At 41.4% G+C, this 20,280-nt stretch carries 13 protein-coding genes; 6 read left to right on the top strand and 7 right to left on the bottom strand.

Annotated features, from left to right (window positions below; genetic code table 11):
* Positions 1-319 precede the first annotated feature (319 nt).
* The 4 genes from ACIQXH_RS18800 to ACIQXH_RS18785 all read left to right on the top strand — a co-directional run bounded on the left by ACIQXH_RS18800 (position 320) and on the right by ACIQXH_RS18785 (position 6,809).
* On the top strand, positions 320-3,214 hold the full coding sequence (locus ACIQXH_RS18800) for an endo-1,4-beta-xylanase (RefSeq protein ID WP_403125286.1): 2,895 nt from the start codon (positions 320-322) through the stop codon (positions 3,212-3,214).
* A 365-nt stretch (positions 3,215-3,579) separates the two neighbouring features.
* Positions 3,580-4,416 carry an aminoglycoside 6-adenylyltransferase gene (locus tag ACIQXH_RS18795; RefSeq protein WP_402875493.1) on the top strand — a complete coding sequence of 279 codons (837 nt, stop codon included), beginning with the start codon at positions 3,580-3,582 and terminating at the stop codon, positions 4,414-4,416.
* 304 nt (positions 4,417-4,720) lie between these two features.
* Positions 4,721-5,917 (top strand): M14 family zinc carboxypeptidase, encoded by a 1,197-nt coding sequence (locus ACIQXH_RS18790; protein ID WP_402959455.1) that lies wholly within the window; start codon positions 4,721-4,723, stop codon positions 5,915-5,917.
* Positions 5,918-6,176: 259 nt separating this feature from the next.
* On the top strand, positions 6,177-6,809 hold the full coding sequence (locus ACIQXH_RS18785; RefSeq protein ID WP_402959457.1) for a DUF305 domain-containing protein: 633 nt from the start codon (positions 6,177-6,179) through the stop codon (positions 6,807-6,809).
* A gap of 118 nt (positions 6,810-6,927) precedes the next feature.
* On the opposite strand, the gene ACIQXH_RS18780 is transcribed toward ACIQXH_RS18785, so the two are convergent.
* The 7 genes from ACIQXH_RS18780 to ACIQXH_RS18750 form a co-directional block, all read right to left on the bottom strand.
* On the bottom strand, positions 6,928-8,166 hold the full coding sequence (locus ACIQXH_RS18780) for a dihydrolipoamide acetyltransferase family protein (protein ID WP_403125284.1): 1,239 nt from the start codon (positions 8,164-8,166) through the stop codon (positions 6,928-6,930).
* Between the two features lie 14 nt (positions 8,167-8,180).
* Positions 8,181-9,236: an alpha-ketoacid dehydrogenase subunit beta gene (locus tag ACIQXH_RS18775; protein WP_402875503.1), complete on the bottom strand. Its 1,056-nt coding sequence runs from the start codon at positions 9,234-9,236 to the stop codon at positions 8,181-8,183.
* A gap of 17 nt (positions 9,237-9,253) precedes the next feature.
* Positions 9,254-10,201: a thiamine pyrophosphate-dependent dehydrogenase E1 component subunit alpha gene (locus ACIQXH_RS18770; protein WP_402875505.1), complete on the bottom strand. Its 948-nt coding sequence runs from the start codon at positions 10,199-10,201 to the stop codon at positions 9,254-9,256.
* Between the two features lie 24 nt (positions 10,202-10,225).
* On the bottom strand, positions 10,226-11,578 hold the full coding sequence (lpdA, locus tag ACIQXH_RS18765) for a dihydrolipoyl dehydrogenase (RefSeq protein WP_403125281.1): 1,353 nt from the start codon (positions 11,576-11,578) through the stop codon (positions 10,226-10,228).
* A 271-nt stretch (positions 11,579-11,849) separates the two neighbouring features.
* Positions 11,850-13,817 (bottom strand): sigma-54-dependent Fis family transcriptional regulator, encoded by a 1,968-nt coding sequence (locus tag ACIQXH_RS18760; protein ID WP_403125278.1) that lies wholly within the window; start codon positions 13,815-13,817, stop codon positions 11,850-11,852.
* Positions 13,818-14,153: 336 nt separating this feature from the next.
* Complete coding sequence (locus ACIQXH_RS18755; RefSeq protein WP_403125275.1) at positions 14,154-15,203, bottom strand: 2,3-butanediol dehydrogenase; 1,050 nt, start codon at positions 15,201-15,203, stop codon at positions 14,154-14,156.
* Between the two features lie 302 nt (positions 15,204-15,505).
* On the bottom strand, positions 15,506-16,267 hold the full coding sequence (locus tag ACIQXH_RS18750) for a 2-keto-4-pentenoate hydratase (RefSeq protein WP_403125272.1): 762 nt from the start codon (positions 16,265-16,267) through the stop codon (positions 15,506-15,508).
* A 1,040-nt stretch (positions 16,268-17,307) separates the two neighbouring features.
* On the opposite strand from ACIQXH_RS18750, the gene ACIQXH_RS18745 reads away from it, so the two are divergent.
* Complete coding sequence (locus ACIQXH_RS18745) at positions 17,308-18,528, top strand: quaternary amine ABC transporter ATP-binding protein (RefSeq protein ID WP_402875515.1); 1,221 nt, start codon at positions 17,308-17,310, stop codon at positions 18,526-18,528.
* Positions 18,525-20,252, top strand: a complete 1,728-nt coding sequence (locus ACIQXH_RS18740) for a glycine betaine ABC transporter substrate-binding protein (protein WP_402875517.1) — start codon at positions 18,525-18,527, stop codon at positions 20,250-20,252. The genes ACIQXH_RS18745 and ACIQXH_RS18740 overlap by 4 nt, the downstream gene beginning before the upstream one ends.
* The last annotated feature ends 28 nt before the right edge of the window (positions 20,253-20,280 follow it).

Genomic DNA, 20,280 nt, shown 5'->3' with positions numbered 1-20,280 from the left:
TCCCATCAGTTTACTGAACTGATGGGAGGCCTTCCTTTTTTTATTTATTATTTTTGGTAAAAGAAAGGGATTAACTTTATTATGTCAAATACTACCATTTGCATGTGAGTTAACAAGATAAACTAGAAATAACAGTAGAGGAGATGAAGCTAGTCCGTTAATTTAATGTAGAACCTGTCATGGAACTGTCTATCATGCAGAGCAAAATAGGGGACCACAAAGAGGCAAAGGACATGTCATGTCATGTATCGACTATTTGGCTACTTGGGGTAATGGAGAATAAAAAAAGAGAAATTTAAATTATGAAAGGAATGATTTTTTGAAGAGAAAAGCTAGAAAGCTTCTGACGTATTTTTTAACGCTGGCTTTTACCATAATTTTTTTTATCGATACCGCAATGCAGGTAAACCATGCTTCAGCGGCTGAGGTTAAGGATGCTTCAAAGGCAGAGGTCGTGTCACTGAAAGATGTCTACAAAGACTATTTCCTTATTGGGAATACTGTAAGTCCGGGCGACTTAACCGATTCAGCGAAGTATGATTTTATGAAATTCCACTATAATGCGCTGACGCCTGAAAATGCTACGAAACCGGACTCCATTTGGCCCAATGCAACTAGCGAACCTTCATTCACAACAGCCGACAAATTGTTAACCCAAGTTAATGCTGACGGTTTCTATACGATTGGACACGCGTTGGCGTGGCATAATCAGTCGGCTGGCTGGCCGCCTGCTGGTCTGAATTATACCGAGGCCCGGGCGAGCTTACAAAAGTATATATCGACAATCGCCGGGCACTATAGTCAGGGCTCTTATAAGCTCGACACCTGGGACGTTGTTAACGAAGCAATGAGGGATAATCCAGAAAACCCGACCGACTGGCGGAAGGCGCTTCGCTCTGACATTAATCCAATAGAACGTCCATCAAGATGGTTTGATGCTTACGCTAACGGCGGAAATGGTTGGGATTATATCTATGATTCCTTCTTGTTCGCGCGTGAGGCTGATCCGGACGCCATTCTCTACTACAATGATTTTAACGACGAAGAAATCCCCAACAAAGCAATCGCTATTGCCTCAATGGCCAAGGAACTCAACCAAAAATATGCGAATGAACACCCTGAGGCAAATGGCAGGAAACTGATTGAGGGCATCGGGATACAAGGGCATTACAACCTCAGACTCAATGTGGATAATTTAGAGGAAGTATTAAAGATATATAGTGAAACCGGGTTGGAGATTAGTATAACTGAACTCGACGTACAATTTAACGGTACTTCATCCGAGGTTCCGCCTACCAAAGAGCAATTGAAGGAGCAAGCGGTATTGTACGCCAAGCTGTTCATGTTATATAAGAAGTATTCCGATAATATAGAACGTGTTACATTCTGGGGTGTGGCCGATAATAACAGCTGGCGCAGCACGGGTTACCCGTTGCCATTCGACTCCAAGCGTGCCCCTAAAGAAGCGTATTGGGCCATAATAAATCCGGAGGCCTATCTAGGACTTGATGAGTTGCCGCCAAAGCTCACCTCATTTAAATTCGGGGATGATGTTTTCAATGTCGAGGGTAAAACCAAATTGGATGTTAACGTACCAAAGAGCGTATCAAACATTGACTTCTCCGCTTCCAATGTCGCACATCAATACGACAACGATGAAGTTGACGTCAAAGTTAAGCTCGACCCTGCAAGTGGAGCGGTGAGCAACGGGAAGCCAGCCGTGGCGACGGTAGAGATAGCCAGGAAGGAAAACCCGAATAGATCAACGAAGTATATAATACACTTCGGGCATATGACCGCTGAATGGGAGAAGGACCAAAACTATACGGATACGGGCTTCCGCTCCTCCGTCAATATCCGCTTTAGTGATGGTAAAAGTAAACTCAAATTATTTCAGGCGTTCTATAATAAGGACAACGGTAAGCAAGCCATGCTCAACAGTAAGGAATTTAAGCCCTTACCAAAACATACAGGTGGCACGCTCACTATTCAAACAGATAAAAGTATAGACGCTGATGATTTGAAAACAATGACCTTGAAGAAATCTCTTTGGGATCAAAACTGGGTTCCCATTATTCCAGCGCGTGTTACAGACTTCAATGTTCCGGAAAATTTTTGGAGATTGGCCAAAACGATTGAATCCGGTAAGACATATATCGTTGTCTCATCCAACTCAAGCTTGGCCCTGACCAATAGGAATGTACCATCTATCCCGGCCACTGGCGGTGTGACCACCCCCAAACGAGGTATTGCGGGTACTCCTGTCACGATAGAGGACGACATTATTAAAGAGCCGAAGCAGATTCAGGATAATATGAGATTTATCTTTAAAGAGAGTGCCAGCCCCGACCCGGGACCATACACAAAAGCGAAGGGATACAAGGGATACACAATGTTGAGTCTAGTTCACGGCGGACTTGTCGCCCCCACTATTTTGTGGCGGGATTTGAGCAATGACGATACGGCTCCTTTACGGACAGACACAACTATTGGTGATCGTGCACTAGATCGGGCGGTATGGTTTAATACCAGCATAGATCCCGATACAGGTGAGACGACACTATTTTCCCATACGGGTTCCAACCATTACACCTATGCACTGCATGGTAATGAAAACGGTTTCATTGGCCAAGGAGGAACGGAGCCATTGGAAAATTATGCAGACAATAGTCGTGTGAAGCTGTATGAGTACGTGTCCAACTATTTATACGAAGACTCAACCAATCTGGGCGTGGAAATTAGCCTAGCACCGGTGGAGCGTATCGTGAGAGATCGTGACACCAAAATCCCCGTCACAGCGGATGTCCCTGACGGTTCCAAAGCAGTATTGGTAAAGGATGGTGTTTCAGTAGCTACCGCGAAATTCGCAAAAGGCAAAGCGACAATCAGCGTTAAAGGCAGCGATGTTGACCCCGGCGCGAATTATGCAGTCGTTATCTATGATGGCACCAAAATACTTGGTGCGGCAATGCTGCCGGTAGTCACTGTCGACAAGGCGACGCCGTTGGCTACGGTAGGGAAACTGAATGGTAAGCAGAACAGGCTGAAAATCAGCGTTAAAGAGTCATATTCCGATGGTTCGACGGAGAACTTCACTGAGGAGATACTAATCAAGAACAATGCCACAGACGTATATCAAGTGGGACCTTATAAGGTTTACGTGGAGACTAAAGGCAACGACAAGATTCGAAAATGTTATATTGTGAAGGATTAATCAGCAATCAGGGAAAATTGTATTTCTTGATAAAGCAATGGGTAATGAGAAATGATGCTTACCCAAATAGCTTTTTAAGTGGAAGGTCTCCTATCAGTTTAATGAACTGATAGGAGGTTTCTTTGTATATGAACGTAAATATTCATCATTTTATTTATAATGGAATGTCCTAAACTTTTTGGAGTCTCGCTATCTCCCTTAATATCATTTGCGCGCCCTTTTGCGTGTTAATAAAAGAGAAAGATCTCTCTGATTGACGATGGCCTTTTTTGTTATGGGGGCTAGAATCTGCTAACCTGTACTTTAATAGTGAGGCCCATCTATAAGGAATGCGTATAAAGAATAAAATAGTCGGAGGAGAATAAATGCGTTCAGAAAAAGAAATGATGGAATTGATATTACGAGTTGCTGAGAGAGATGAGAGAGTAAGAGCTGTTGCCATGAATGGTTCTCGGACAAATTCTAATGTACCGAAAGATACTTTAAGAGATTATGATATGGTCTATCTTGTATCTGACGTACAATCGTTTCTTTTTAATCCTGATTGGGTAAATGTGTTTGGGAAAAGAATTATCATGCAAACACCAGAGGATATGGTGATGTTTCCACCTGAATTGGATGGGAGATTCACCTACTTAATGTTATTCGAGGATGGTAATCGACTTGATTTAATGCTGGTTCCGATTGAGGAAAAAGAGAAATATTGTTTAGAAGAAGGATTAACCGTTATTTTATTAGATAAAGATGGGAATATGCCTAAGCTCTCTGAACCAACGGATAAAGAGTACTGGGTAAAAAAGCCTTCGGCTGAATTTTTTGCAGATTGTTGTAATGAATTTTGGTGGGTTTCCACTTATGTAGCAAAAGGGTTATGGAGACAAGAGATACTCTACGCTTATGACCACTTAAACGGTGTAAGAGAAATGTTACTAACCATGCTTGAGTGGAAAGTTGGTATAGAAACAAATTTTTCTTTGAGTGTAGGGGAAAATAGTAAGTATTTGAAGCGTTATCTTAATAATGAGATGTGGAAAAGATTGATGAAAACCTATCCTACCGGAGATTATGAACAGGTGTGGCATGCATTGTTTGAAACCATTGCCTTGTTTGAGCAAGTAGCGATTGAAGTAGCTAGTAATCTTGAATATCAATATCCTTATAAAGATGCGAATAAGGTAAAACAATACCTTACTAAAAACTAAACTAAGGTATCTACTAACAGGTGGGATATTTTCGTCATATATGCACGATTGAAAAGCAAACAGGTAAGGAAAATGCTCGAACTAAATAAGCGCAACATGAATAGATAAGAATCCATTTTGATCAACCTTTGCTCAAAATGGATTCTTTTTTATTTATCGTAAAAAGTTAGTCTCTGTGAAAAAGGACATAGGTGCCGTTAAAACAGGTAGGTCTTTCTAGGTGTTTATCATAGTTTAAAAGGAAAAATGAGGGATTAATAGAATGTACTAACTAATAAATAATATTCAGAATAGGGGAATGGAAGTGAAAAAGAAGTTTATAAAGGTTCTAAGTTCAACAATAGTAGCTGCAACATTACTTGGCCCGAATGTCGGCTTCGCTGAACGAGGACCAAATCCGACCGGTGGAACGAATCTTTCTATCGAAGCATTCCTTAATTATGATGAGCTTGTAAAAAAGTTAAATAAGCTTGAGCAAGTGAGTAAGGGGAAAGTGAAAGTGGAAGTGGCTGGACAAACAAATCAAGGTCGTTCCATTCACAAAGTGACGGTAGGGCATGGTAAAAAAGTTGTTCTTATCCAAAGTGAAATTCATGGAAATGAAAAAACAGGAACGGTTGCGTTATTAAACATTCTTGAAAACCTAGGTAAAAGTAATTCACCTGATGTGAAAAAAATGCTTGATGAACTAACAATCGTTGCTATACCAATGATGAACGTAGATGGATCAGAGCTTGATCGTCGTGGAAATGAGATGACATGGTCAGAGGTGGTAGGGAAATTCCCACAACTCTCGAATGCTAAACCAACTTGGAATTATTACACGACTCCAAGATCCGGAGACGACTATGCTAGCAAACCGGGATTTGATGTGAATCGTGACTTTAATCCAAACTTAAACTATGTGCCACAGCCTCAAGACTTCCCAGGGGCATCTGAAAAGCCAGGCTGGTTCATTACACCTGAATCACAAACGGTACGTGACATATATAAAGGGTTAAAATCGAAATTCGGTAAAGTGGATGTTTTTATCGATCTTCATCACCAAGGGTTCCCGTATATCGAAGGAACGGATGACCGTGTGACGATGTCTATATCAGGAAAATTCGTCAACGATCCTAGCACACCTGCAGGGGCTAAGTATAAAGAGTATGCAGATAACTTTAAATATGATTTCTCCCGTCAGTTAACTCTTACTGCCTATAATGCATTACAAACAAAAGGAAATTCTGTGTTTACGAATATTTCACTGTACGATCAAACCGTTGATCTGCCAGGTACTGCTTTAGGAGCGTTTGCGTTAAATGGAAGTGGTACGGTTCTATTTGAAGTGAGTGGACAAACACAAAACTTTGGGCAAAAACAGAAAGGTCAGTTAGTGAAAACGGTTGAAACAGGCCTTATGGGAATAATCTCTGGTGTGACAGATGGATCGGTTCATACTCTTAATCCAACAGACTATGAAAAAATCCCTAAAAGTTCGTCTAAACCGGGAATCTAATTATATGGAAGACGGCCCTATCGTTCAGGAACAAGTAGTTCCGTCATAAGCAATCCGTTTAAGAAGTGAGAGGCAGAAATGTTGTTATAACGACATTTCTGCCTCTTTATTTTTTCTTCGGTCCAGTTTAGACACCATATTTACTCTAGAGCCAGCGTTTAACCGACCCCGACTGAATGGAAGAAGCCATTCTACCTTGAATAAAATAAGCCTCCATTTTGCAAAATAAAAATATGCATACATATAGGAGGGGACAATCATGAGGGTATGTACTCGAACAGCCACTATAGGTTTTCTTACACTGATACTCTGCATGTTTAGCATTCAGGCACATGCAGAGGTAGGTTTAGAGGAAAAAGCGTATTACGATAATTATCAACGGATCCTGCAAGTCATGAAAAAAGGAATGGAGCAAGCACCTAAGACAGGTGACCCTAGTCTTGATTTTCTATATGAAATGATTCCCCATCACGAAGCAGCGATATCGATGGCTGAAAATGTCTTGAAATATGGCCATGATGAACAGGTCAAGCTGATAGCTGCAAACATCATACGAGATCAGCTTGCCGGTATAGGGAAAATGGAAGCTCTTAGAAATAAAATAAAAACGAATCCGCAAGTAAACCAGAAGGCAGAAGCCGCCTACTTAAAAGCTTATCAAACGATTTATAAAACGATGATTGCCTCAATGGAAGAGGCCAAACCAACGGGGAATATCGATCAAGACTTCCTGGAAGAAATGATTCCGCATCATGAAGGTGCCATCAAAATGTCCCAGAGTATCTTGAAGTATACACAAAATGCCGAACTGAAAACCATTCTCCAAAACATCATCACGACTCAACAAAAACAACTTTTAGAAATGAAAGATCTAGTAAAGACGATTCACTAAAAGTACAAGAAGCTGACCTTTTATGGTCAGCTTCTCTTTTATGCTTCATCACCGGTCCATAGGGAAAATGGAAGGGGATAAGATGAAATTGGAAAACATTTTTATATGTTTTTAAAACTTAAAGAACTAATAGATAAGGAGATTCAATATATTTAATCAAAATTGTTAAGAATTCTGCGGCGCTTGCACCGTCTAGAATTTGATGGTCAAAGGTTATACTGAATGGAATTTTCTTAACCGATTTGACTGTGCCATTTTCTGTTAGGGTCAGTTCATCCTGAAAAGCTCCTACCCCTAGAATGCCTGTTTCTGGCGAATTCAAAATTGGTGTAAAGTATTCGATTCCACTGGCTCCTAAGTTGGTAATGGTGAATGTAGAGCCGGAAAGCAAGTCTCCGCCCGCTTCTCCATTTTTGGCTTTTTCCGATAATTCCTTTATTTCTTTCGCTAGGCTGCCGATTGTTTTTTGATGGGCATCCTTAATAACAGGGACTAACAAGCCATCTTTTAGCGAAGTGGCGATTCCTAGGTGAACCTCATCGAACTCTGTCAATTGGCCTTCATGATAGAGAGAGTTCATTTTCTTCAACTCTTGTAAAGCAAGTACAGTTGCTCTTGCAATTAACACGGTTAAAGTGAGTTTGACATCTAATTCACTTGACTCAATTTCTTTCCTCAACACTTTCTGGAAATCGATCAAGTGATCTGCATTGGCTTTACGATGTAAAGTCAATTGTGCCGTCTGTGCCAAACTTCTCCGCATATTCCGAGCAATTGCTTTTCGCATTGGAGGAAGTCCTTCCCCTACATTTTCCGCAATTGCCGGTGTAGGTGAAGGTGGGGCAGGGGGAGTATCGTCCACTCGGCTTGCTAATGCATGCTGAATATCCCGTTTGGTAATTCTACCATTGCCACCGGTACCTTTAATTAAATCAATATCCAAATTCTCAGCGTTGGCCATCTTTTTAGCTAGTGGAGTAATGAAAGTCCGGTCGCCTTTACTTGTCTTTTCTTCGTTTTTCACTAATACGGCTGTATTACCACTAGCCTCCGAACTTTCAGGGGTAGCAGGGGAATCCGATTGAACGGCCTGTAAATCATCCGTTACAATCGTTTCTCCCTCGTCTCCGATCACGGCGATCGTGGCACCGACTTCCAGTTCATCTTCCACTTCACCATTCTTAGTTAACAAAACGCCCGTTATCGGGGCTTCAACGTCTTGGTTTAATTTTTCCGAACTGATCATTAAAATGGGTTCGCCTTTATTAACTGAGTCTCCCACTTCTTTATACCATTCCACAATTGTGCCTTCTGTCATGGTCATTCCTAATTTAGGCATTACGATCGCTTCACTCATAGTAGGTTCACCTCCTAGTTCGTTACGTATTTTTTCAAATCAGCTATTAATTCTTCGGCAACTGTTAACACTTTTTTTGCATCTGGAATGTAGGCTTTCTCTAGGTTAGAAGCAAATGGAACTGGTGTATTTGGTGCACAAACGGTTTTGATTGGGCCATCAAGATAATCGAAAGCTTTATCTGCAACTACCGAGGCAATATCCGTAGCCGTGTTGTTATGTGGATTGGATTCATCAATGACAATGAGCCGTCCCGTTTTTTTGACAGACTTCAAAACGGTCTCCTGATCCCATGGTGCCACCGTTCTTAAATCAATTACTTCAACTGAGATTCTGTCTTTATTTAATGTTTCTGCAACTTCAAGAGCTACCTGAACCATTTTGCCGATGGCTACAATGGTAAGGTCCGTTCCTTCTCTAGTCACATTCGCTTTACCAATTTCAATCGTGTAGTATTCTTCAGGCACATCGCCTTTCATGCCATATAGCAATTTATCTTCTGAGAAAATGACTAAATTATCTTCTTCAATTGCTGCTAACATCAAACCCTTGGCATCATAGGGATTGGAAGGAACGACCACTTTAACGCCTGGAATAGAACCGAACATTCCATATAATGTTTGGGAGTGTTGAGCCGCAGCACCTGCTCCCGCACCGTGTACGGTCCGGACAGTAAGCGGGATTTTTGCCTTTCCGCCAAACATATACCGCATCTTGGCCCCCTGGTTTAAAATGGGATCCAAAGCAAACCCGATAAAGTCGTTAAACATCAATTCAGAAATAGGGCGCAAACCTGTAGCGGCAGCACCGACCGCTGCACTAAAATAACCATGTTCCGCAATAGGCGTGTCAATGATACGTCCACGGCCGAACTCTGAAACCAGTCCTTTAGATAAACCGAAAACACCGCCAAATGCATCATCATGACGACCATCATCTTGAACTAAGTGGTCTACTTTAGCACCCCCGGCAACGTCAGTACCGATTAATATAACCGTTTCATCTTTTCGCATCGCTTGTGCCATCGCTTCTGTAATAGCGGACATAAAAGTAATTTGTCTATTCGTCATTATAATTCCTCCTATTCTTATGCAAATATATCCGTATATAGAGTGGATTCATCCGGTAATGGACTCGCTTCCGCAAAAGCAGCTGCCTCTTTGATTGTTTTTTCTGCCGCTGCTTCAATGGAATCCGCTTCTTCTGCAGTCATCCAACCATTTTTAATCGCTTTTTCACGGAATTCAGGAATGGGATCACGGTCTTTATTGGGATCTTCATCCGTCTTGTATTTTTGTTCGTCCCCTTCAAAGTGACCATATTGCCGGTATGTGTCGCATTCAATTAATGTAGGACCTTTACCGGATTTGGCCCGTTCAATCGCTTCTTTTGTTGCGTTGTATACGGCTTCGACATCCATGCCATCCACACGTACACCTGGCATATTATAAGCTGGAGCCCTTTCGACCACTGTTTTAGAGGCACTTGCATATCTAAAAGGCGTGCCTTCGCCGAATTGGTTATTTTCACACACAAAGATAACAGGTAGATCTAAGATGGAAGCAAGATTTAGCCCTTCGTGGAACGTACCCTCATTTGAAGCACCATCGCCGAAGAAGCAAACAGCTACATTGTCTCGACCTAATGTCTTAATGCTAAGAGCTGCACCGGCAGCTAGTCCAAACCCACCACCAACAATCCCGTTGGCGCCTAGCATTCCTTTATCAACGTCGGCAACATGCATGGAGCCGCCTTTTCCTCCACCCAGGCCATCTTTTTTTCCCATGATTTCAGCCATCATGCCATTGATATCGCAACCTTTTGCAATGGCATGTCCATGTCCACGGTGAGTACTTGTAATATAATCCTCGTCATCCAATAAACTCATCACTCCGGTTGCAACGGCTTCTTCACCCGCGTATAAATGGACAAATCCTGGTATTAAACCTTTTCCAAAGGTGCGGTGTACATCATCTTCAAAAAATCTGATTTCATTCATCTTTTGATAAATCCAAAGTGCTTCATTCTTTTCCATTCGTAATTCCTCCTTGTTTGGTGTTTACATATGAATCGCTTGTTTGAATAATGCATTTGCGCTTTCTCCAATTGCTTCAGCCACTGCAGGATGTGCATGTATAAGGCTTGCAAGCTCATTCATCGTTCCTTCTGAGTGTTTCACAGCCAAAATTTCCCCGATTAACTCGGTTGCGTGGGCACCGACAATAACCGCCCCCAAAATTTCCTGATATGTACGATCGGAGATGATTTTAACAAAACCTTCTGTTTCTCCCATGGCAATGGCTTTTCCATTTCCAGAAAGGGGAGAGGTGGTGACGCTTACATCATAATTGGCATTCTTGGCTTGCTCTTCACTTAGCCCAAATGAAGCAATTTCGGGATGAGTATATACGCATCTAGGGATTTCAGTCTGATCTATGGGTTGGGGAGCTTCGCCATTCATTGCATGTACTGCAACTAGACCTTCTGCACTCGCCGCATGAGCCAACTGATAGCCTCCGATTAAATCTCCTACTGCATAAACATGTTTCTTACTAGTTTCATAGTATTCATTGACTGCCACAAACTTGTTGGTATCATCCATTTTTATTTTTAGGTCTTGTACCAACTCAATATTAGGGGTTCTACCGGTTGCGACTAGCAGGGTATCATAGGAGATTTCTTGGTCTGCTAATATAACCTGATCTTTTTTCACTTCCCGGATATCGGCCTTAACGATGGTTTGGATGTTTTTCCTTTTCACTTCCTTTTTGATGATTTTTCGTGCGTCCACATCTTCGGTTAATAGAATGTCAGGAGCAACTTCGACAATTGTCACTTTCGTTCCCAATGGCGCCATGGCAAAAGCCAGTTCTACCGAAATGACTCCACCACCAATGATCACCATGGCTTTCGGCAATTCCTGCAAGTCAAAAAATGAATCGGTAGTAAGGTAATCCACTTGATCCAGCCCTTTGATTGGAGGGATGAAGGGCTTGCTTCCGGTTGCCAATAAAATATTTTGGCCTTTTATTTTGTCATCACCGATTGAAACGATTAAGTTTTCCGTTATGGATGCTTCTCCTTGAAGTAAAGTGATTTTGTTTGTCTTTAACAAATGTTCCACACCACTCGTCAATGATTGCACTACTTGATCTTTACGCTTCATCAGTTTTGAGAAATTAATGGATAATTCACCCGTTTCAATTCCCCAGCTGTTTGCCTTTTTTATTTCTTCAATCATTTCTCCATGCTTTAAAAGTGTCTTGGAAGGGATACAGCCAACATTAAGACAGGCCCCGCCAATTTTCTTTTTTTCGACGATGGCGACTTTTTTTCCTAACTGTGCAGCCCGAATGGCAGAAACATATCCTCCAGGACCTGCGCCAATTATAATCACGTCAAATTCCTTCATCTTTACATCACCTGGCTTTCATCTTGAAGTGGAATTTTTCCTACACTAATACATTATGCAAGTGGCGTGCCAACATAGAGCAGGGGGGTGGAATTTCGTTCATCTCCATGAATATCAATGGTTATCACCCATTATTTTGATCATCATCTCCTATATAGAACTGTTCCAATGAAACAAGTAAATGTATCAATGTCTCACAGAAAAAGCCTAAACTGTATCACTCTATCAGTGAGTGGATAAGTTTGGGCTTTTGTCGTTGCATGTTATTTAATTATCCAAGCCAATCTTCTGGTTTCAGTTGATACTGCTTGATTTTTCGATAGATGGTAGAGCGGGAAATGCAAAGGGTCTTTGCAACGTTGGTAATGTTTCCGTTTTCTCTGATCATGGCTTCAATAAGCGCTTCTTTCTCGTTTTCCCCTATATTTTTAACCAATTCAGGAGGAAGGTCGAATGGGAATACCATATTTCCTTCCGTATTGAATAGGGCTTGCTGGATAACATTTTTTAATTCTCTTATGTTTCCTGGCCATGTGTATTGTGTCAGGCAGTCCATGGTATCGGGGTGTACCAGAATGTCTGGTTTTCCGAATTGACCACCCATGGTCTCCATGAATTGGGTGACTAACTCAGGAACATCGTCGATTCTTTCCCGCAAAGAAGGAATTCTCATTTGGATCACGCAAAGTCGATAATATAAGTCCTCACGAAACTCGCCTTTTTTGACCGCTTCCGCTAAATTTTTATGAGTAGCAGCGATGACACGAACATCGAGAGGTATTGGTTTATCTCCGCCAATTCTTATGACGACTCTCTCTTCGAGTATTCGAAGTAAATGAACTTGTAAATCAAGCGGCATATCTCCAATTTCATCAAGAAAGATTGTGCCTTTTTGGGCCAGCTCGAACTTCCCGGGATTGCCTTTCGCCTTAGCTCCGGTAAAGGCCCCAGATTCATAACCGAATAGTTCACTTTCAAATAATCCATGAGGGATGGCACCACAGTTTATCGCTACGAAAGGCTGATCACGGCGGTTGCTTGCCTGATGGATTGCCTGCGCGAAAACTTCTTTTCCCGTCCCGGTTTCTCCTGTTAGGAAAAGTGTAGCATCGATTAACGATGCCTTTCGCGCCTTTTTCACGACTTCTACAAAATCGTTGGAGGAACCGACCATATCATCAAAGCTATAGCGTGTAGATTTAGTATGTAAGGAACGGCCTGATGAAGGTGTATGTCCGATGGAAGATGGATAGGCTGAATTCTCTCTTAGAAATATGACTGCACCTAGCCGTTCGTCTTGGAAAGTAACGGGATAGATGGAGCAAATGAATTTTTGCTTGTTTTCATCATGACTTACTTTTTCTTCTCTTATTCTCAGTCCGTAGAGTAAGACAGAATCAACAAGTCTATCTAATTCAGGGAGATGCTTGATTGATTGAACATCTTTTAGGATGGAATGCGATTTGGCCACTCTATTTTTTTCTATAATGCTTTTTCCGGTATTCACTACAAATACGGCATCCTCCACACCTTCTAGTGCTGTATTCAAAAATAAATTATTACGCAGAATATACTCATGATATTGCCGATCAATAGATTTCGATATATTGTTCACTTCTGAAATGACGAGCCCAATCGTGTGTTGATGCACTTGATTAGAGCAACCTGCAATATTGATGATTCCTATTAGCTCGTTTGTAAAAGGATCCAAAATGGGGGAGGCGACACAATACCAATCATGATTTTTTTCACAGAAGTGTTCAGAAAACAAAACTCGAGAAGGTTGTTTCGTCTTCAACACCATTCCTACCGCGTTTGTTCCTGCAGATGTTTCACTCCAGGTGCCCCCCGTGAAAATACTAATCCGCTCAGCATTTTCCAAGACACCCTTTTCACCGGAGGAATGCAGAATAGTACCATGTTTATCCGTAATGGAAAGCATCGTTTTAGAGTCATGTAGGATATCTGACAAACTGTTTATTTTCGGGGTAGCGAATGAAAGCAATTGCTCGTTTTTATCGAGCCGAGTCTTCAAAGTGTTTGGGCTAATGATCTCATTAATTTTATTCTGGAATGGGCTGATGCCTAGTTTCTTGGAATTTTCCCATGAATCGAAAATCTCAGCCCGGATGCTTTTATCAGGATACTGTCCTTTTTCTTGGTAAAGGTTCCAAGCGCTTTTCGTGGAAAGGTTGTATTCTTGGGATTCAACAATAGCTCTTCTAAGTGTCTGATTCATTGAATGTCCTCCATCATATAGTTACTTAGGTGTATCTCGTTAATTTAAAACAACTTATTCCAGCCATTTAAATTAACGATAGCTAGAAGATATTATCAAAAAGGACCAAACTAAAGCGGGTTTAGATCTATAGAAGATGAAGAATTGGTATTGAATGAAGTAGACAAGCGTTTAACTTCTTTTGGTCCATCGTAAACTTGGTGAAGTGTTCAATAACGAAGAAGGCAAGCAATTACATATAGATAAAACAGGAAGGAATGAATAAAGATCATGTTGCTGGATAGTCGTTAGACTATCCAGTTCATCTATCCGAACATTCTTTAACGGATTTTCATCTCATTTAGCTTGTACTAATATTTTTATTTGATTTCTTTCTTTTAATAGACCTTCGAAGCCATCTTCAATTACATTATCAAGCGTGATACGCTTAGTTACTAGTTTGTCGGCCGGGAAGTATCCTTGTGCCATTAAGCTTATGACAGCAGGAAATACATCACGATAGCCAATGATACCCGTTACTGTACGTTCTTTCAGAACGATATTTTGCGGATGAATGGGGGCCTCTTTTTCAAAAATACTTACAATCATCGTCTCACCATTGAATGTAGTGGAGTTGATGGCTTGTGTTAAGACTGGTGGGATTCCTGTGACTTCATAAGAAACATCCACTCCACCATTTGAAAGGTTTTGAATTTGTTCTACAACATCTCCGTTATTTGGGTCAATTGCGATGGCTCCAAGTTCTCCTGCTTTCTGTCTACGTTGTTTCGATAACTCAACCGCATAGATTTCCGCCGCCCCGGCTGCTTTAAGGGCTTCAATAACCAATAAACCGATTGGGCCAGTTCCAAAGACGGCAGCTTTATCGCCAACTTGTAGTTTGCTTTGTTTTACAGCATGAAGAGCCACAGCTGAGGGCTCGACAAGTGCTCCTTGCTCATATGAAACAGTTTCAGGAAGTTTATGTAACATATGTTCTGGAACAGAAGTGTATTCGGAAAATCCGCCTCCGCCTCCAGCAAGTCCGTAGAACCCCATTTTGTTGCAAAGGTTGTATTTCCCTTGTTTGCATGCATCACATTCACCGCATGAATAGATGGGTTCCACAACAACGCGATCCCCGGCCTTTACTTTAGTGACGCCTTCACCAATTTCAATGACTTTTCCAGAGAACTCATGCCCCATGACAATCGGAGCTTTATCCCCGCTTAAAGGATGTGGTTCTTCCGCTGGGATGAATATGGGTCCTGCCGTATACTCATGCAAGTCACTCCCACAAATTCCACACCACTCGACTTTAAGTTTAACTTCGCCTTTTTTTGCATGTGGCTCTTCGATATTGTCTAATCTTACATCTTTAGTATTATGCCATCTGAGCGCTTTCATATTGACACTTCCTTTTGTAGTATGGATTTTATTACCACTGAATCTCAAAATCAGTATACTATTATCGTAATTTTCTTTCAATTTTCAGTAGAGTCTAGTAAACGAGAAGTTTTGGATGATAGGGTAGTAGTCTTAAGCACTTCGAAAGTGATCTTACGAGAGTTATTGAACGGGTTCAATCAAATTGCTGGATAGGGTATGTTGAGAAAAAATATGGGAGAGGCGTTTTCGAATTAGATGCATGGAGAGGGGAGAGGCTTTTGAGGCCTTTCCCTTTTTCACTGAGACATTGCGGTCCTTATTTATTCCGTAACCGATAACGTAACGGAGCCGATTCCTTCAAATTGACCAGTATACATCCCGATTTCTAGTGTTTTTGGTAGGATGAATGTGCCAGATGATACGAACATGCCTGGTTCGAGTGTTAAATTATGTTGCCCGAGTTTTTCAAGTAGCCACATGATGGCCTTGAGCGGATGCCCCATTACAACCGAAGATGTACCTTCATCAATGGTTTGTCCATTGAAGAGCAACTTGCCATTGATATTGTCTATATCAGTGTAAGTGTAGTCTTTTGCTTCCCCGATAGTTACTTTTCCGCCAACTGCCCCATCTGCGCAAACCTGTTCTTTTGGCATTTTAGGAAACCAATCCTCAAAGCGGGAATCAGGAATTTCTAATCCGGGAGCAATTTGTGTTTTGTTGATTATTTCTTCTTCAGTAGAAGCGGCAGTCAAGGGCTCTTTGACAATAAAGACTAACTCCAGTTCGATCAGCGGACTTAGCATTTGCTTACTTAAAGAAATCTTATTGGTTATTTGTTTATCGGTTAACTGTCCATACAACGGTTCCTTGGCGTTAAACAAGGCTTGTGTTTCGGGACTAGTCATACTGATTTTATACCCTTTCAGGCATTCATCATTTGCTCTTTTTGCGGCAGTGAAAGCATGTTGAATTCGATAGGCTTCTTCCAAACTGATATGTGATGAAAAAACGTCCTTTTTCAATGCCTTTACGTGTATGTAGGAGTCAGACAATTTGTTCAAAAAGACTTCCTTAATCATTCTATCCCATCCCTTCTAATTGAATATTAATACTATTCTAACATTTTTTAAAAGGAAGAGTTTATTCTTTCTGCCAGAAAACCAGTGAAATAGAAATCATGGAATGCCTTAAACGTTTTTGTTTGAAAAACCTGGTTAGATGGGTTGTAGAATCCATCTAATTGCCTACTAATTTTATCCAAATCAACCCGTAGGATTTACCCAAAAATGTGAAACAATTTCATTTTTTTAAAAAAACTTTTTACGTCTTCGGTACGGAACCAATTACGCGGTTTTTCGGTAAGGGCTTACACCGTTGGTACGTCAAAGTTAACCGAGGGTAATCGAAGCAAATTATCCGCGTGAGAATAGTGGGATCTTATCATGCAATTAAGCCAGGTATCATCACGGTTTACACTACGCTTCATTTGAATCTTATTTCAATCTTTGTTAAGGTTATTAAGTACTTTAGGGATAAACGTTTAGTCCTAGGGATGGGACGAACAAAAAAATCCAAGTAAAAAACCATTTAAATGTCAGTCGGTATACACCGTTTCTGCAACTATCCTCAGTTGTGATTACTCCTTTTTTTTCTACTTGAAATGCTCAAATAATCACACGTAAATGATCAAGCGATGAATCATGGTCATTGTAAACGTGTTTTTCTTAATGTGTTGTGGTTTAGGACAACCACCGCTTAATTTGGCCACTTCTGTCTTTATTAGGGACACATACTTGATTGTGGTCTAAGGAAAACTCTAAATGATATCCATGTATTCTACTATCGCACCTCTTTTTTCTACTAAAAAAACTCAATTATTTTACACATATGACCAGGACTAATTATGTGAATGTTAAGTATTTTTCAGTGCGTTCGTTTTGGTATACAGTGTAACGTTTTACCCATTATGTTACGTCATTCCCCCTTTTGACGTTCGTGTGAAAGTGCAGGTTGGACTAGCTTAAGAGAGTAGAATTATACAATCATGATGACTCATCACAAGATGAGGAAAACAGCAGAACTGAACATCATATGGTCAACAAACTAACGAGGTGACTGAATGAAGCCATATGTAGAGGTCAGAAATGTTTCGAAAATTTTTGGGAAATCCCCAAAAGCAGCTACGGATTTATTGAAGCAAGGCAAGTCAAAGAAGGAAATTTTGAAAGAAACGGGTCAAACGGTTGGTGTGAATAACGTCAATTTTGAAATTTATCCCGGTGAAATTTTCGTGATCATGGGGTTATCCGGAAGTGGAAAATCGACTTTGATCCGTATGTTCAATCGATTGATTGATCCAACTTTAGGCGAAATCCTAATCGAAAATGAAGATATTGTAAAGATGAATGCGGCCCGCTTAAGAAAAGTTAGGCAACAGAAAATTAGCATGGTTTTTCAAAACTTTGCTTTATTCCCTCATAAAACGATACTGGAAAATGCCGAGTACGGGCTGGAAATTCAAAAGGTGGATGTGAAAATCCGACGTGAAAAAGCCATGAGTGCGCTTGAAGCGGTTGGGTTAAAGGGATATGAAGAACAGATGCCTTCACAACTTAGCGGCGGGATGCAACAAAGGGTCGGTCTTGCACGTGCGCTTGCAAGCGATACGGATGTCTTGTTGATGGATGAGGCCTTTAGTGCGCTTGATCCGTTGATCCGTAAAGACATGCAGGATGAATTGCTAGAAATTCAAGAGCAATACAAAAAGACGATCATTTTCATTACCCATGATCTTGATGAGGCATTAAGAATCGGGGATAGGATTGCGCTTATGAAAGACGGAAGCGTCATCCAACTGGGAACACCAGAACAAATCATGATGAACCCGGCTAATGAGTTTGTCGAGAAGTTTGTTGAAGATGTGGACTTATCCAAGGTGCTTACCGCATCTCACGTGATGAAGCGGCCTGAGAAAATCGCAGTGGACCGTGGTCCAAGGGTTGCCCTTGAGATCATGCGCAAACAAGGTTATTCCAGCATATTCGTCGTAGATCGTAAGCAAGTCTTATTAGGGGCTTTGTCGGCAGAGCAAGCACGCCAGGCATTGAGAAATGACCAATCTATTTCTGAGGTGATGTCAACGGATATCCCGACGGTTCCTGAGGAAGAATTACTTGTAAACCTTATGGACGTGATGGCAACTTCCAGTCTGCCGATTTCGGTCATTGATGATAAGAGAAGAATAAAAGGAATCATTGTCCGTGGTGCCGTCATTGGGGCATTGGCAGGTAATAAAGATTCATTGAATGAACTGATAGAAATGGAGAGTGAAGTTCAATGAATATACCAAAAATCCCATTAGGCGCTTGGGTCGACTCTTTAGTGGACTGGATAACGATTGCATTTGCCGGATTATTTACTCTTATAACGAATGCGATCGAAGGGTTATTGAACCTCTTAGTAGATGTGATGAGTGTTGGACCTTCCATCGTATTGATTATTGTTTTAACTCTTTTAGTTGCCTATACAAGCAAATGGCCGTTAGGAATATTTACGTTCGTTAGCTTATTATTAATTGATAATCTAGGATATTGGGACTCAAGCATACAAACGATTGCTATCGTTTTATTATCAGGGTTCCTCACCATTCTGATAGGGATCCCAGTCGGTATCTGGAGTGCACAGAGTAAGACGGTAAGAAGAATCGTGACACCCGTTCTGGATTTCATGCAAACGATGCCTGCATTCGTTTACTTGATTCCGGCCATCCTGTTTTTTGGAATAGGGGTCGTGCCAGGGATCATCGCGTCGTTCATTTTTGCCATCGCACCAACGATTCGAATGACGAGTCTTGGCATTCAGGAAGTGCCCAATGATTTGATTGAAGCAACGGATGCTTTCGGTTCAACGAGTAGCCAAAAGCTATTCAAGGTACAATTGCCATTGGCGATGCCAACGATTATGGCGGGAGTTAACCAAAGCATCATGCTTGCCCTTTCTATGGTCGTTACGGCTTCCTTGGTCGGTGCACCTGGCCTTGGGGCAGATGTTTACCGGGCAGTAAGCCAAATTAACGTCGGACAAGGCTTTGAAGCGGGCTTGTCGATTGTTATCATTGCCATCATTCTCGATCGCATCACGCAAAACCTGCGTAAACCAGCGTATGGCAAGCTTCTTAGCAAGAAAGTATTTTTCTCAGTTCTAGCGATCCTTGTGGTCGGTACGGCGTTATTTACAATCTTGAAAAAAGAAGAAGTCATGCAAGGCGGTACAAATAACTTTGGTGAACAGACCAATTATGAAATCATCGGTATCGAGCCGGGAGCCGGTTTGATGAAATTAACCAAAACGGCTATCGAAGATTACGATTTGGACAACTGGAATCTTGTCGAAGGTTCTTCAGCCGCGATGGTTGCGGAATTGAAGAAAGCGATTGATAAGAAAGAACCGATTATCGTTACGGGTTGGTCACCGCATTGGATGTTCTCAACATACGATTTGAAGTATCTTGACGATCCGAATGAATCCTTTGGCGGTGCTGAAAACATTAATACCATTGCTCGACAAGGACTCGAAAAGGATGCGCCTGGGGCGTATAAAATCCTAGATCAATTCTTCTGGGAAACGGGCGATATGGAAGATGTGATGGTCGAAGTTGCTGGGGGCAAGTCTCCATCTGAAGCAGCGGAAAAATGGATCAGTGCAAATCCTGATAAAGTGTCTGAATGGACAAAAGGTGCAAAAGCAGGAAATGGTGAAAGTATCAATCTTGTGTATGTGGCCTGGGATACGGAAATAGCCAGTACAAATGTGATTGGCAAGGTTCTCGAAAAGAATGGCTATGATGTAACACTAAGCCAAGTTGAAGTGGGACCAATGTTTGCTGGCGTTGCAAATGGAAGTGCGGATGCATTTGTTGCGGCATGGCTTCCAGGAACGCATCTTGAATATTACAATAAATATAAAGAAGATATCATCGATTTAGGACCAAACCTTAAAGGAACGAAGAATGGATTGGTTGTGCCAGATTACGTCGATATTGATTCTGTTGAAGACTTGAAATAAAGGAAAGAGGGATTTTCATTGATGAAAA

The sequence above is a fragment of the Peribacillus sp. NPDC097225 genome (assembly GCF_044761955.1).
Lineage (GTDB): Bacteria > Bacillota > Bacilli > Bacillales > DSM-1321 > Peribacillus.
This window is presented reverse-complemented; position numbering and strand designations above follow the sequence as displayed.